The sequence below is a fragment of the Amycolatopsis sp. NPDC089917 genome, from assembly GCF_040684635.1.
In the GTDB taxonomy this organism is placed as follows: Bacteria; Actinomycetota; Actinomycetes; order Mycobacteriales; family Pseudonocardiaceae; genus Amycolatopsis.
The window spans coordinates 15,687-29,095 of record NZ_JBFBGL010000054.1 but is presented as its reverse complement, the minus strand read 5'-3'; the positions used below and the strand labels follow the sequence as shown (position 1 = coordinate 29,095).

At 71.3% G+C, this 13,409-nt stretch carries 11 protein-coding genes; 2 read left to right on the top strand and 9 right to left on the bottom strand.

Translation table 11 applies throughout. The features are described from left to right. Window positions 1-15 precede the first annotated feature (15 nt). Window positions 16-813, top strand: a complete 798-nt coding sequence (locus tag AB0N89_RS30955) for a hypothetical protein (protein ID WP_364211699.1) — start codon at window positions 16-18, stop codon at window positions 811-813. An 89-nt stretch (window positions 814-902) separates the two neighbouring features. Here AB0N89_RS30955 and AB0N89_RS30950 read toward each other — a convergent pair whose 3' ends face one another. Then, window positions 903-1,736 carry an NAD(P)H-binding protein gene (locus AB0N89_RS30950; RefSeq protein WP_364211696.1) on the bottom strand — a complete coding sequence of 278 codons (834 nt, stop codon included), beginning with the start codon at window positions 1,734-1,736 and terminating at the stop codon, window positions 903-905. 95 nt (window positions 1,737-1,831) lie between these two features. Here AB0N89_RS30950 and AB0N89_RS30945 point away from each other — a divergent pair, with 95 nt between their 5' ends. Beyond that, the gene (locus AB0N89_RS30945) at window positions 1,832-2,581 is read left to right on the top strand and encodes a TetR/AcrR family transcriptional regulator (RefSeq protein ID WP_364211693.1); all 750 of its coding nucleotides are present in this window, start codon (window positions 1,832-1,834) and stop codon (window positions 2,579-2,581) included. A gap of 82 nt (window positions 2,582-2,663) precedes the next feature. Here the strand turns inward: AB0N89_RS30945 and AB0N89_RS30940 are convergent, their stop codons facing one another. Genes AB0N89_RS30940 through AB0N89_RS30905 form a run of 8 tightly spaced genes read right to left on the bottom strand, consistent with a single transcriptional unit; the run spans window position 2,664 to window position 13,026 of the window. Beyond that, window positions 2,664-3,509 (bottom strand): FtsQ-type POTRA domain-containing protein, encoded by an 846-nt coding sequence (locus tag AB0N89_RS30940; RefSeq protein WP_364211690.1) that lies wholly within the window; start codon window positions 3,507-3,509, stop codon window positions 2,664-2,666. A gap of 2 nt (window positions 3,510-3,511) precedes the next feature. Then, on the bottom strand, window positions 3,512-4,921 hold the full coding sequence (murC, locus tag AB0N89_RS30935) for a UDP-N-acetylmuramate--L-alanine ligase (protein WP_364211687.1): 1,410 nt from the start codon (window positions 4,919-4,921) through the stop codon (window positions 3,512-3,514). Then, window positions 4,914-6,041 carry an undecaprenyldiphospho-muramoylpentapeptide beta-N-acetylglucosaminyltransferase gene (murG, locus tag AB0N89_RS30930; RefSeq protein ID WP_364211684.1) on the bottom strand — a complete coding sequence of 376 codons (1,128 nt, stop codon included), beginning with the start codon at window positions 6,039-6,041 and terminating at the stop codon, window positions 4,914-4,916. Before murG ends, murC begins: the two co-directional genes overlap by 8 nt. Further along, window positions 6,038-7,516, bottom strand: coding sequence for a putative lipid II flippase FtsW (ftsW, locus tag AB0N89_RS30925; RefSeq protein ID WP_364211681.1), 1,479 nt, complete (start codon window positions 7,514-7,516; stop codon window positions 6,038-6,040). Before ftsW ends, murG begins: the two co-directional genes overlap by 4 nt. Beyond that, window positions 7,503-8,906, bottom strand: a complete 1,404-nt coding sequence (gene murD / locus AB0N89_RS30920) for a UDP-N-acetylmuramoyl-L-alanine--D-glutamate ligase (RefSeq protein ID WP_364211678.1) — start codon at window positions 8,904-8,906, stop codon at window positions 7,503-7,505. Before murD ends, ftsW begins: the two co-directional genes overlap by 14 nt. A 3-nt stretch (window positions 8,907-8,909) precedes the next feature. Continuing rightward, the gene (mraY, locus tag AB0N89_RS30915; protein ID WP_364211675.1) at window positions 8,910-9,995 is read right to left on the bottom strand and encodes a phospho-N-acetylmuramoyl-pentapeptide-transferase; all 1,086 of its coding nucleotides are present in this window, start codon (window positions 9,993-9,995) and stop codon (window positions 8,910-8,912) included. Next, a complete protein-coding gene (gene murF, locus AB0N89_RS30910) occupies window positions 9,992-11,524 on the bottom strand; it encodes a UDP-N-acetylmuramoyl-tripeptide--D-alanyl-D-alanine ligase (protein ID WP_364211672.1) in 1,533 nt (510 codons plus the stop codon). Before murF ends, mraY begins: the two co-directional genes overlap by 4 nt. Continuing rightward, window positions 11,521-13,026, bottom strand: a complete 1,506-nt coding sequence (locus AB0N89_RS30905) for a UDP-N-acetylmuramoyl-L-alanyl-D-glutamate--2,6-diaminopimelate ligase (RefSeq protein WP_364211769.1) — start codon at window positions 13,024-13,026, stop codon at window positions 11,521-11,523. The genes murF and AB0N89_RS30905 overlap by 4 nt, the downstream gene beginning before the upstream one ends. Between the last annotated feature and the right edge of the window lie 383 nt (window positions 13,027-13,409).

Here is a 13,409-nt window from a genome sequence, read left to right as displayed (position 1 = left end):
CGCGCCCGGACGACGATGAGCTTCTTCACGGACGGTCCGCGCAGCCGTCCCCTCTTCCCGGTGCCGGAACAGGAGCTGTTCGGCTACAACGGCCGCCCCTGGGTGGATCCGCCGCACGAGTACATCGTCCCGGCGATCCTGCCCTGGTCGATGCCGCTCGGCCGCGCCGAACGGACCATCGTGGCGCTGCGCGGTATCGAGGTGTGGCCGGAGTCGGTGTCCTTCCAGCTGTCGGTGTACTCGCGGGATCTCCTGCTGGACGAACCCGGCGAGGGCCTGATCGACCACCGCCGGGTCCCGGACTACAACGCGCTGCTGGTCGGGGTGCTCTTCCCCGACGGCAGGCGGGCCAGCTCGGAGACCATCTCCGTGCCGTCCGCCGCCAAACCGGATCAGCCGGTGCTGCGCGCGCGAGGGCAGGGCGGTTCGGCGTTCCACGTCGACCACGAGATCTTCCTGTGGCCACTGCCGCCCGACGGTCCGCTGGAGTTCATCGTCCAGTGGCTCGACCGCGACATCGAGGAGACACACACCTCGCTCGACGGCACCGCGATCCGCGACGCCGCCAAGGAGGCGAGCGAGATCTGGCCCGGCCTGCCCGCGCGGGAAGCGCACGGGCTGCCGTTCCGCCGGGTCGGGGCGCAGGCGATGATCACTCCCGCGTGGCCCCGCGAGTCGCAGGCTCCGCCTCCGCTGCCTCAGCCGAAACGAGCGTCACCGCCGGCTGCGCCCGCACAGTCTGCGCAGGCGACGGCGGATCAGCCGCGGCGTGGTGCGCCGCTGCCGACCCGCCTCCCCCGCCGCGCGCGCTAGGTGGTCGTGAGTGGCCTTCATGTACTTGGGCGGCGCGTCTGTTGCGGCTGCAGGTGCGTCTGAGACGCACGTGGTGATCGCGTGGGGAGTCAGCGGAACGCTTCGACGTTCGCCACGGCCCATTCCGCGTACGTGACACCGGGCCGGCCGGTGAGCTCCTGGACGACGCCCGTCGGCTTGTCCGGGTTCTCGGTGAAGTACGCGAAGCCGTCGAGCAGCCACTCCGCGATCTCCGGCGGGATCCCGGCGTCGGCCCATTGCTTGTTCGCCTCCTCCCGGGTGAGTTCCCGGAAGGTCACCTCTTCGCCGAGCGCGGCCGAGAGGGCGGCGACCTGTTCGCGCTGGCTGATCGCCGTCGGCCCGCTCAGCGTGTGCTTCTTGCCGACGTGGCCCTCGGTCAGGATGACGTGCGCCGCGACGGCGGCGATGTCCCCGAGGTCGATCGGCGTCATGCGCGCTTCGGCGTAGGCCTCGCGGACCACTCGCTCGGCCTTGATCGTCTCCGCCCAGCCGAGCGTGTTGTTCATGAACGCGCCCGGCCGCAGGAACGTCCAGTCGAACTCCGCCTCCCGGATGGCCTTCTCGATGATCGCGTAGGCCACGCCGCTCGAATTCTCCACCGGGTCGTCGGCGTTGCTGCCCGACAGCGCCACCACCCGCCGCACTCCGGCCTCCTTCGCCAGCTTCACGAAGTCGTCCACCGTGTCCGCGAGCGGCGCCAGGTACACGGTCTCGATGCCTTCGAGGGCTTCCGGCAACGTCTCCGGCTTGCCCAGGTAGCCCTTGGCCACCTCCACCTGCTCCGGCAGCGCCGCTTTCGCCGGGTTGACGGTCAGCGCACGCACCGGCGCTCCGGCCCGCACCAGTTCGTCGACCAGCAGCCTGCCGACGCTTCCGGTCGCACCGGTCACCAGGATCGTCACGATTCCCCACTCCTTTTCGTACGTCCTACGGGAATGAGTTAACCGTACCGGATACGGGAATGTAGAATCCAGTTTCACGGCCGAGTGGAGTGTGGATGGACTTCGAGCGCAGCCTCGAACTGTTGTGGCGTGACCGCGGCGAGGCCCGGCAGCCGGCCAGGGGGCGGAAGCCGAAACTGACCCTCGGCCAGGTGATCGCGACCGCCGTCGCGCTCGCCGACGGCGCGGGCGAGGCGACCGTGTCGATGAGCCGGATCGCCGAGGAGCTCGGCGTCGGCACGATGACGCTGTACACCTACGTCCCCGGCAAGACGGAACTGCTCGACCTCATGGTGGACGCGGTGCTCGCCGAGCGGGACCTCCCCGGCCCCGGCGATCCCCGGCCGGACGGCTGGCGCGAGCAGGTGCGGCTCTACGCCGAACGCACCCTGGCCGCGTTCCGGGCGCATCCGTGGCTGCGCTCGACGTCGATGGTGCGGCCTGTTCTCGGGCCGGGGCTGATGGCGGGTCAGGAGTACCTGATCGCGGCGGTGTCGGACATCGGGCTGACGCCCCGCAAGGCGGCCGCGGCCGCGAACAGCATCGAGATCTACGTGCAGGCGAACGCGACGCTGTTCGCCGAGACCGTGCAGGTCGAGCAGCAGACCGGGCAGTCGACGGATGCCTGGTGGGGGCAGCGGTGGGTGTTCTGGGAGAAGTACTTCGACGTGGAGCGGCATCCGGCGATGACCCGGATGTGGGAAAGCGGCGGCTACGAGGTCGAGACCTGCGAAGCGGCCGACGAGACCTTCACGTTCGGGCTGGAGCGCATGCTGGACGGCATCGAAGGTCTACTCGCCCGCTGAACGGCTCCCGAAGTGTCATGAAAGGGTCTTTCAGGACGAAAATTGTCCTGAAAGACCCTTTCATGACATCCGCGGAAGCGCGTCAGGAGACGGTGGGCAGATCGGGTGCCGAGACGTCGAAGACCTTGCCCTCGCGGGTGAGCAGCGCGGCCAGGACCTTCGCCTTGCGTTCGGTGTCGGCCGAGGTCCCCCACCGCACGGTCTTCCCGTCGGCCAGCACGAACTCGACGCTGCCGGGCGTCTTCGCCGACGCCGTGGTGACCTGCTTGAGCAGCTGCTGCGGGATCACACCGAGGACGCCGGTCACCGCGCGGGTCACCGGGTCGTCGGCCGACACCGAGGGCAGCTTGAGCTCGGGCAGCCCCGCCGGCCGCTCCTTGACCGTCTTGAACACGACTCCCCCGCCGTCGACGAGGTGCACGCCGTCGCCGCCGGGCCCGCTGTCGAAGAACGCGATCGCGGCGCGTTCGGTCACGGTGATCTCGAGGGTGTTCGGCCAGGACCGCGAGACGTCGACGGTGGCGATGCCGGGCATCTGCGCCACCCGGTCCCGGATGTCGTCGGTGTCCACGCGCAGCATCGGCTTCTGGTCCGGCACCGCCGCCGTGCCGCGGATCTGGTCCGCGGGCACGGAACTCGCCCCGACGACGTCGACCTGCTGCACGCCCAGCATCGAGCTGAACCACAGCAGGTACACGAGGGCGGCGGCGGTCAGCACCGAAAGCAGCGCGACCCAGCGCCGCCGCATCTCCTTGTTCCTGGTGGGCCTCGCCGGACGGCGGCGGTCTTGGTCGGACCGCCTGCCGCGGCGGTCCTTCGCTCGCCGAGCCCGCTCGGCCCGGGGAATCCGCTTGCTGCGGTCGGGTCGTTCGGAGCGCGGACGCCGACCGGGTTCGGCCGGGCGGCGGCGTTCCCCGGTCTGCGTCATGACTAGCCCGCCCGCCGGTCCAGCTCGGCCAGGATCTCCGGGCCGAGCTGTGTGACGTCGCCGGCGCCCATGGTCACCAGCAGGTCGCCGGGCTTGACCAGGTCCGCCGCGAGCTTCGCCGCGACGTCGAACGCGGGCTGGTAGTGCACGGGCACACCGGAGATCTGGTCGGCGATGAGCGCGCCGCTCACCCCGGGTTCCGGTTTCTCGCGGGCCCCGAAGACGTCCAGCACGACGACCTCGTCGGCCAGCGACAGCGCGGCCGCGAACTCCTTCGAGAACGTCTTCGTGCGCGAGTACAGGTGCGGCTGGAAGACCACGACGACCCGGCCCGATCCGGCGGCCGTCCGCACCGCGCGCAGCTGCGCGTCGACCTCGGTCGGGTGATGCGCGTAGTCGTCGTACACCCGGACGTCGCCCGAGCGGCCCTTGAACTCGAACCGCCGCCGGACACCGCCGAACGCGGCGAGCCCGTCGGCCAGTCCTTCGACCGGCGCGCCGAGTTCGATCCCGGCCAGCAGCGCGGCGATCGCGTTCAGCGCCATGTGCTCGCCCGGCACGGCGACCTGGAGGGCGATTTCCTCGCCCCGCAAGGAGATCCGGACCACGCCGCCGTCCGGGGTCGGCACGAAGTCCAGGACCTTGGCATCGTCCGCGCCGGTGACCGAACGCCCGTAGCGGCGGACGCGGATGCCGCGCTCCTCCGCCTGCGTGCCCAGTTCGTCTGCGCCCTCGTCGTCACCGCAGACGACGAGCAGCCCGCCCGGCTCGATCCGGCCGAGGAAGTCGGTGAACACGGAGACGTACGCCTCGGCCGTGCCGTGGTGGTCCAGGTGGTCCGGCTCGACGTTGGTCACCACGGCGACCGACGGCGAGTAGGCCAGGAACGACCCGTCGCTTTCGTCGGCCTCGGCGACGAAGAGCCCGCCCTCGCCGTGGTGCGCGTTCGCGCCCGACTCGTTGAGGTCTCCGCCGATGGCGAACGACGGGTCGAGACGGCAGTTCTGCAGCGCGACGGTCAGCATCGAAGTCGTCGACGTCTTGCCGTGCGTCCCGGCGATGCAGGCGACGCGGTGGCCCTCCATCAGCCCGGCCAGCGCCTGCGCGCGGTGCAGCACGGTGATCCCGCGTTCCCGCGCGGCCGCCAGTTCCGGGTTGTCCTCCTTGATCGCGGTCGACACGATCACCGAGGACGGTCCCTCGGGAAAGGCGTCGAGGTTCTCGGCGCTCTGGCCGACGGCGATCTCGGCGCCCTGGGCGCGCAGCGAAAGGAACGCGCGCGACTCCTTGGCGTCGGACCCGGAGACCTGGGCCCCGCGGGCCAGCAAGATGCGGGCGATGCCGCTCATCCCGGCGCCGCCGATCCCGATCAGGTGGGCACGCGTCAGCGTGTCGGGGAGTTGATCAGGCACCTGCGGCCTCCAGCACGATCTTGGCAAGGGTCTCGTCGGCCTCCCGGTGGCCGAGGCCGACCGCGGCCGCGCTCATCTTCGCGATCCGGTCGGCGTCGGACACCAGCGGGATCACCAGTTCCGCGACCTTGGCGGCGGTGAGGTCGGCGTCGGCGACCATCAGCCCGGCGCCCGCGTCGACCGCGGGCCGGGCGTTGACCGCCTGTTCGCCGTTGCCGTAGGGCAGCGGGACGAACACGGCGGGCAGGCCGACGGCGGACACCTCGGCGACGGTCATCGCGCCGGAGCGGCACAGCACCGCGTCGGCGGCGGCGTAGGCCAGGTCCATCCGCTCCAGGTACGGCACCGGGACGTACGGCGGCTTTCCGGGGAACTCCTGGACGGCCAGCGTGTTCTTCGGACCGTGGGCGTGCAGGACACCGACTCCGGCGTCCGCGAACTCCTTGGCCGCGCCGGAGACCGCGCCGTTGATCGACACCGCCCCCTGCGAGCCGCCGAAGACCAGCAGCGTCGGGGCGTCGGGGTCGAGCCCGAAGTGCTCGCGGGCCTCGGCGCGCAGCGCCGCCCTGTCGAGCGCGGTGATGGAGCGGCGCAGCGGGATGCCGACGACCTCGGCCTTCGCCAGCGGCGTGCCCGGGACGGCGACGGCGACGCGGGCGGCGAACCGCGCGCCGACCTTGTTCGCCAGGCCGGGCTTCTCGTTGGCCTCGTGCACCACGATCGGCGTGCGGCCGCGCGCGGCGAGGTACGCCGGAAGCGCGACGTAACCGCCGAAGCCGACGACGACGTCCGCCCCGACGCGCTCCAGGATCTCCCGGGTGCGCTTGACCGAGTCACGGACCTTCAGCGGCATCTTCAGCAGCTCGGGTGTCGGCTTGCGCGGCATCGGCACCGGCGGGATCAGCTCAAGCGGGTAGCCGCGCGCCGGGACGAGCTTGTTCTCCAGCCCGCGCTGCGTGCCCAGCGCGACGACCTTCGCGTCGGGACGCAGGCGCATCACCGCGTCGGCGAGGGCGAGTGCCGGTTCGATGTGCCCTGCGGTACCACCGCCGGCGACCACGACCACCGGCGCCTTGCCGTCGACCTCGGCTCCTGCGCCACCTCTGACGGGGTTGTTCACCTATGACCTCTCCGGTTTGCGGTACCCCGTTTCGCGGTACCGCGGTTCACCGCGGTTCGCGCGGCCGTCCTTCTGCCGGGCTCCCGTACCGACCGGCGCCGTTCCTGGGCGGGCGAAGGCCTCGCCGTCCTCGGCGCGGGCCTCGCCGCCTTGGTGGCGCCGCCGCGGGCCGCGGTGCCCTTCCGCTTGGCGGGCGGGCGGTACGGCTCGGGCGCGGGAAGCCTCAGCAGGCGTCCGAATTTACCTGGCCCCTGCGAGCGCAGTGCGGCCACCGCCTCCGGTTCGTGCCGGGCGGCGTTGGCGAGGATCCCCATGATGAGCATGGTGATCACCAGCGACGTCCCGCCGTAGGAGATCAGCGGCAGCGTGACCCCGGTGACCGGCAGCAGGCCGACGACGTAGCCGATGTTGATACCCGCCTGCGCGACCAGGAAGACGGTCAGCGTGCCGGACACGATGCGGATCCACGGGTCGAGGTTCCGGGTGGCGATCCGCAGGCCCACGACGGCGACCCCGGCGAACAGCCCCAGCACGACGGCGCAGCCGATGAAGCCGAGTTCCTCGCCGATCAAGGCGAAGATGAAGTCGTTCTGCACGTTCGGCAGGTAGCCCCAGTTGGACTGGCCCTGGCCGAGGCCCTTGCCGAACAGGCCGCCGTCGGCGAGCGCGAGTTTCGCCTGGTTGGCCTGGAAGCCGTCCGCGCTGGTGTCCGGGTCGCCGGAGACGAACGACATGACCCGCCGGAGCCGGTACGGGGCGATGATGGCCAGCACCAGCACCCCGGCCAGACCACCCGCGAGGATGACGCCGAACAGCCGTTTCGGCGCGCCCGCGAACCACAGCAGGGCCAGCAGCACCACCGCGAGGGTGACCGTGCCGCCGAGGTCGGGCTGCATCATGACCAGCGCGAACATCAGCAGCGCGATCGGCACGACCGGGACGAGCAGGTGCCGCCACTGGTTGATGATGTTGTACTTGATCACCAGGATGTGGGCGCCCCAGAAGGCCAGCGCGACCTTGGCCGCCTCGACCGGCTGGAAGGCGAAACCGCCGAGCCGGAACCAGCCCTGCGATCCGTTGACCGTGGACCCGAGCGGGGTCAGCACCAGCACCAGCAGTCCGAGACAGACCACGGTCGCCGTCGCCGACAGCCGCCGGACGCGTTCCAGCGGGACCCGCAGCCCCACCCAGAACACCACCGCGCCGATCGCGACGAACATGATGTGCTTGCTGAACTGGGCGTACACCCCGGTGCCGGTCTTGGGGTCGTACGAAGCGACCGACGAAGCGGACAGCACCATCACGATGCCGATCACGGTCAGGACGCCGGTGAGCGCGAGCACCAGGTGGAACGAGGCGAGTGGCCGCGAAAGCCACGCCGTCAGCGCGGTACGGAAGGCGACGAACGGGCTTTCCTTGCGCTCACGCCGTTTACGAGGAGCGGCCTCGCGCTTCTTTTCCTCAACCGCCGTCACTGGTCTCCCCCGCACCGTCGCGCAGGACACGGACCGCACTCGCGAACGCGTCACCGCGTTCGCCGTAGGAGCGGTACATGTCCAACGACGCCGCGGCGGGGGCCAGCAGCACCACATCTCCAGGGCGCGCCAGGGCGCGGGCCGCCTTCACCGCCGCAGTCATGGTGTCATCGTCACCCGAAGGGAGGCTGTTGACCGGGACATCCGGCGCGTGTCGCGCAACAGCGGCGGCGATCACGGGTGAATCCACGCCGAAGAGGACGACTCCGCGCAGCCTTCCGGCGATCGAACCGACGAGCTCGTCCACCGATGCGCCCTTGAGCTGGCCGCCGGCGATCCAGACGACGTTCAGATGCGCGCGCAGCGAACCGCTCGCCGCGTGCGGGTTGGTCGCCTTGGAGTCGTTGATGTACCGGACACCGTCGATCTCGCCGATCTCCTCGGCCCGGTGCGGGGCCGGCCGGTACTCGCGCAGGCCCTTGGCGACGTCCTCGCCGGTGACACCGTACGCGCGGGCCAGCGAGGCCGCGGCGAGCGCGTTGGACACGTTGTGCGGACCGGCGGGACGGACGTCGGCCAGCGTGCCGAGTTCGTCGGCGGTGGTCGCCGGGTCGGCGACGAAGGCGCGGTCGACCAGCAGATCCTCCACGATCCCGAGTTCGCCGGGGCGCGGGGTGTCCATGCCGAAGGCGACGTGGCGGGCGTCGGCGGGCGCGTGCTCGTCGGCGAGCCGGATCGACCAGTCCTCGTGCAGGTTGCGGACCACGTTCCGGGAGTGGGTGTGGACCTTCCCCTTCGCGGCCGCGTACTCCTCCATCGAGCCGTGCCAGTCGAGGTGGTCTTCGGCGAGGTTCAGCACCACCGACGCGTGCGGGGCCAGCGTGGACGACCAGTGCAGTTGGAAGCTCGACAGCTCCACGGCGAGCACCTCGTGCCCGGCCCGCACCGCGTCGAGGACGGCGAAGCCGACGTTCCCGCAGGCCACGGCGTCGACCCCGGCGGAACGCAGGATCGACTCCAGCATCCCGACCGTGGTGGTCTTGCCGTTGGTGCCGGTGATCGCGAGCCACACGGGCGGCTTGTCGCGCAGCTGCCCGACCCGCCACGCCAGCTCGACGTCGCCGATCACCTCGATGCCCGCCTCGGCCGACGCCACCAGCAGCGGCGACGTCGGCTTCCAGCCGGGGCTGGTCACGACCAGCTCGACACCCTCGGGCGGCTCCGTCAGGCCCGGCACCAGTTCGGCGCCGAGCCCGTCGAGCTCCGCCAGCCGTTCGGCGTTGCCGTCGGTGACGGTGATCCGCGCGCCCAGGTCGGCCAGGACGGGGACGATGGACTTGCCGGTGACCCCGGCTCCGGCGACGAGGACGTGACGCCCGGCGAGCTCCATGTGCTAACCCCCGAAGCTGAGCTGTTCGCTGTAGAACAGGCCCAGGCCGAACATGCAGCAGATGGCCGAGAGCAGCCAGAACCGGATGATGACCGTGGTCTCCGCCCAGCCGGCGAGCTCGAAGTGGTGATGGAACGGCGCCATCCGGAACAGCCGCCGCCTGGTCGTGCGGAACACGGCGATCTGCGCGACCACCGAGATCATCTCGACCATGAACAGGCCGCCGATGACGATGGCGAGCAGTTCGGTGCGGGTGGTCATCGACAGACCGGCGACGAGACCACCGAGGGCCAGCGAGCCGGTGTCACCCATGAAGATCTTCGCCGGCGCCGCGTTCCACCAGAGGAACCCGACGCAGGCGCCGGTCGCCGCGGCGGCCACCACGGCCAGGTCCAGCGGGTCGCGGACGTCGTAGCAGGCGGTCTGCGGGGTGACCGCGCACGAGAGGCGGGTCTGCCAGAAGGCGATGACGACGTAGGTCGCCAGCACCATCGCCGCGGTGCCGCCGGCGAGACCGTCGAGGCCGTCGGTGAAGTTCACCGCGTTCGACCAGCCCGAGATGACGATGTAGCAGAAGATCACGAAGAACACCGACGGGAAGGTGATCAGCGCGAGGTCCCGCACGTAGGACAGGCTCTCCGACGCCGGGGTCAGCCCGCGTTCGTCGGCGAACTGCAGCGCCAGGATCGCGAAGGCGATCGTGACCACCAGCTGGCCGACCAGTTTCGCGGTCTTGTTCAGCCCGAGGTTGCGCTGCTTGCGGATCTTGATGAAGTCGTCGAGGAACCCGACGACGCCGAGGCCCACGGCCAGGAGCAGGACGAGCAGGCCCGAGGCGGACGGGCCGCCGGTGCCGTTGCCGCCGCTGAGCGCGCTGATCAGATGAGCCACGAAATACCCGACGACCATCGCGACGATGATCGCGACACCACCCATCGTCGGGGTACCGCGTTTGGATTTGTGTCCCTGCGGTCCTTCCTCCCGGATCTCCTGGCCGAAGCCCTGCCGGGAGAAGACCCGGATCAGATAGGGAGTGAGGAGGATGGAGACCAGCAGGCCCGCCGCGGCCGCGATCAGGATGCTGATCACGCGTCACCACCGTTCGAGCGTTCTTGAGAGGGGGAAGGGGGTACTACAGGGGAATCAGCGTCGATCGCGGGAGAGGCGAGCACGGCGTCGGCCACGCGCCACAACGCGGCGGCCTTGGACGCCTTCACCAGCACCACGTCTCCCGCGCGGAGCTGATCATGCAGCAGGGCGATGGCGGCCTCGACGTCGGGTACCAGAACCGACTCCTCGCCCCAGGAACCCTCCTGCTGCGCGCCCTGATGGGTGGCCGCGGCCGCCTCGCCGATGACCACGAGCTTGTCGATGTTGAGCCGGACGACGAGCCTGCCGATGCCGTCGTGCGCCGTGACCGAGTCGGCGCCGAGGTCGCCCATCACGCCGAGCACGGCCCAGGAACGCCGCGTCGCGCTCATCGACGCGAGCGCCTTGAGGGCGGCCCGCATCGACTCGGGGCTGGCGTTGAACGAGTCGTTGAGCACCGTGACGCCGTCGGCGCGGGTGGTGACCTCCATGCGCCGGTCGGAGCGCCGTTCGAGGCTCGACAGGCGGGCCGCGACCTCCTCGACCGTCGAGCCCATCTCCAGGGCGACGGCGGCGGCGCTGAGCGCGTTGCCGACTTGGTGCTCGCCGTAGAGCGGCAGCTTCACCGGCGCCTCGCCGTCCGGCGTGACCAGGCGGAACGACGCGCGCGCTTCGTCGTCGAGGGTGATGTCCACGGCGCGGACCTGCGCGGACGCGCTCTCGCCGACGAACACCACCCGCGCGGTGGTCCGGCTCGCCATCGCCGCGACGTACGGGTCGTCGAGGTTGAGGACCGCGACACCGCCGTCCTCCGCGCTCGGGAGCGCCTCGACGAGCTCGCCCTTGCCCTTGGCGATGCCCTCGCGCGAGCCGAACTCGCCGACGTGCGCGGTGCCGACGTTGAGCACGACCCCGATCCGCGGCGGCGCGATGGCCGCCAGCTCGGCGATGTGGCCCGGCCCGCGGGCGGACATCTCCAGCACCAGCTGCCGGGTCGAAGAATCGGCCCGCAGCGCCGTCCAGGGATGGCCCAGCTCGTTGTTGAACGATCCCGGCGGCGCCACCGTCGGGCCGAGCGGCTCCAGGAGCTGGGCGACGATGTCCTTGGTCGAGGTCTTGCCCGCCGAACCGGTGACTCCGACGACGGTCAGGTGGTCCCCGGAAAGCTTCCGGACCACGTGCCGGGCGAGCTTCGCCAGCGCGGCCAGCACCGCGGCGCCCGCCCCGTCCTTGTCCGAGACCAGCGCGAACGCCCGGTCGTGGGCGACACCGGCGTCGAGCGGCGGCACGATCACGGCCGGGGCGTCGACCTCGCGGGCCGCGAGCACCGCGACGGCGCCGGACTCGACCGCCCGCGCGGCGAAGTCGTGGCCGTCGACCTTCGCGCCGGGCAGCGCGATGAACAGGCCGCCGGGCGTGATCTCGCGGGTGTCGAATTCGACGCTCCCGGTGACCTCGGCGGTCCCGTCGGTCCGATGCAGCCGTCCGCCGACGATGGCGGCGATCTCGGCCAGGCTGAGCACGATCACACTGTCTCCAGACGTCTGCGGATGGCGGAGGCCAGCTCTTCCCGGTCGGAGAACGGGTGCACGACACCCTGGATCTCCTGGCCGGTCTCATGGCCCTTGCCCGCGATGAGCACGATGTCGCCGGGCCGGGCGAGTTCGACCGCGTGGACGATGGCGTCCCGGCGGTCGGCGATCTCGAGGATCTCGCCGCCCAGGGCGGGTCCGGCGTTGCGGGCACCGGCCAGCATGGCCGCCCGGATCGCGGCCGGATCCTCCGACCGCGGGTTGTCGTCGGTCACGATCAGCACCTCGCTGCGCCGGACCGCCGCCTCGCCCATCACCGGGCGTTTGGCGGTGTCGCGGTCGCCGCCGCAGCCGAGGACGGTGATGATCCGGCCCTCGGTGCGGGCGCGCAGCGCGTCGAGCCCCTGCGCGACGGCGGCGGGCTTGTGCGCGTAGTCGACCACCGCGGTGAACGGCTGGCCGAGGTAGACCCGCTCCATCCGGCCCGGCACCTCGACCGAGGCGAGCCCGGCGACGACGGCTTCGAGCGGGACACCGGCGGTGTTGAGGATCGCGGCCGCGAGCACGGCGTTCGCCACATTGAACTCACCCGGCAGCGGGATCTTCGCCGGCGCGCTGAGACCGTCGGGGCCGTGGAGGACGAAGGTCTGCTCCCCCGCCGGCGTCGGCGTCAGGTCGGTGGCGCGCCACAGCGCGTCCGTGCCCGGCTCGGTGGAGACGGTCACCGTGTGCGGGGTGAGGAGGGCCTGGCCCCAGGCGCTGTCGACGACGACCACCTCGGCGGTGGAGCGGCCGTCGAACAGCAGCGACTTGGCGGCGAAGTACTCCTCCATGTCCTTGTGGAAGTCCAGGTGGTCCTGGGAGAGGTTGGTGAAGGCCCCGACCGCGAACCGTGTGCCGTTGACCCGGCCCAGCGACAGCGCGTGGCTGGAGACCTCCATCGGGACGTGCGTGACGCCGCGTTCCACCATGACCGCCAGGAGCGCCTGGAGATCCGGCGCCTCGGGGGTGGTGAACCCGCTGGCCAGCCGCTCGCCCGCGATCCGGGTCTCGACCGTGCCGATCAGCCCGGTGGTGAGCCCGGCGGCCTTGAGGCCCGCGTCGACCAGGTACGACGTCGTGGTCTTGCCGGACGTCCCGGTGATACCCAGGACGGACAGCTCCAGCGACGGCTCGCCGTAGATCCACGCGGCGATCTCGCCGAGGGCGGCACGCGGGTCCTGGTGGACCAGGATCGGCACGCCGGCGTCACGGAGCACCGGGCGCTCGGCCCCGGCCTCGTCGGTGAGCACGGCGGCCGCGCCCGCGGCGATGGCCTGATCGCTGAAGTCCGCTCCATGGGCGCGGGCGCCGGGTAGCGCGGCGAAGAGGTCACCGGGGAGGACGTGCTGCGCGCGCAGCGTGCTGCCCGTGACCGTCAGCTCGGCCGCGGCCGTGTAGTCGTCGTCACCGACCACGAGCCGCGCGCCCGCCCTGGCGAGCAGCGTGCCCAGCGGCATCGGCTCGATGCGGGCCGGACGAGGAGGTGCGGCGACGGCCTTGACCGGGCTGTCCGGGACCTGGGCAGCCGTCGCGCCGGACCCGCTTTCGACGGCGGGACCGCTGCGGGGATCTGAAGTAGGCACCGACACAGCAAAGGAGGTTACCGGCGTGGCATTCGGGTGACCGAAGCGGTGCGGGGTGTGAGCGCGGCGATCACGCTCGTGGTAATGGGTTTCGTGAGCTCTCCTTGGCACGCAAGGGCTTCCGACTGTCGCTTGAGGACTGCCGGGTCAAGCGGAGCCGGTTTTCGGGCGCTGCCCGGCGCGCGGAACCGTTCACGCACAGCGACGACGGCGTTCGACGACACCGTGCCGGACGTGGATGACGCGAAAGCCACTTT

Bases quoted from the DNA above. Each gene is read 5' to 3' on its own strand.
- AB0N89_RS30955 (WP_364211699.1), top strand. From the start codon at position 16: ATGAGCTTCTTCACGGACGGTCCGCGCAGCCGTCCCCTCTTCCCGGTG.
- AB0N89_RS30945 (WP_364211693.1), top strand. From the start codon at position 1,832: ATGGACTTCGAGCGCAGCCTCGAACTGTTGTGGCGTGACCGCGGCGAG.
- AB0N89_RS30940 (WP_364211690.1), bottom strand. From the start codon at position 3,509: ATGACGCAGACCGGGGAACGCCGCCGCCCGGCCGAACCCGGTCGGCGT.
- murD (WP_364211678.1), bottom strand. From the start codon at position 8,906: ATGGAGCTCGCCGGGCGTCACGTCCTCGTCGCCGGAGCCGGGGTCACC.
- AB0N89_RS30905 (WP_364211769.1), bottom strand. From the start codon at position 13,026: ATGCCGCTGGGCACGCTGCTCGCCAGGGCGGGCGCGCGGCTCGTGGTC.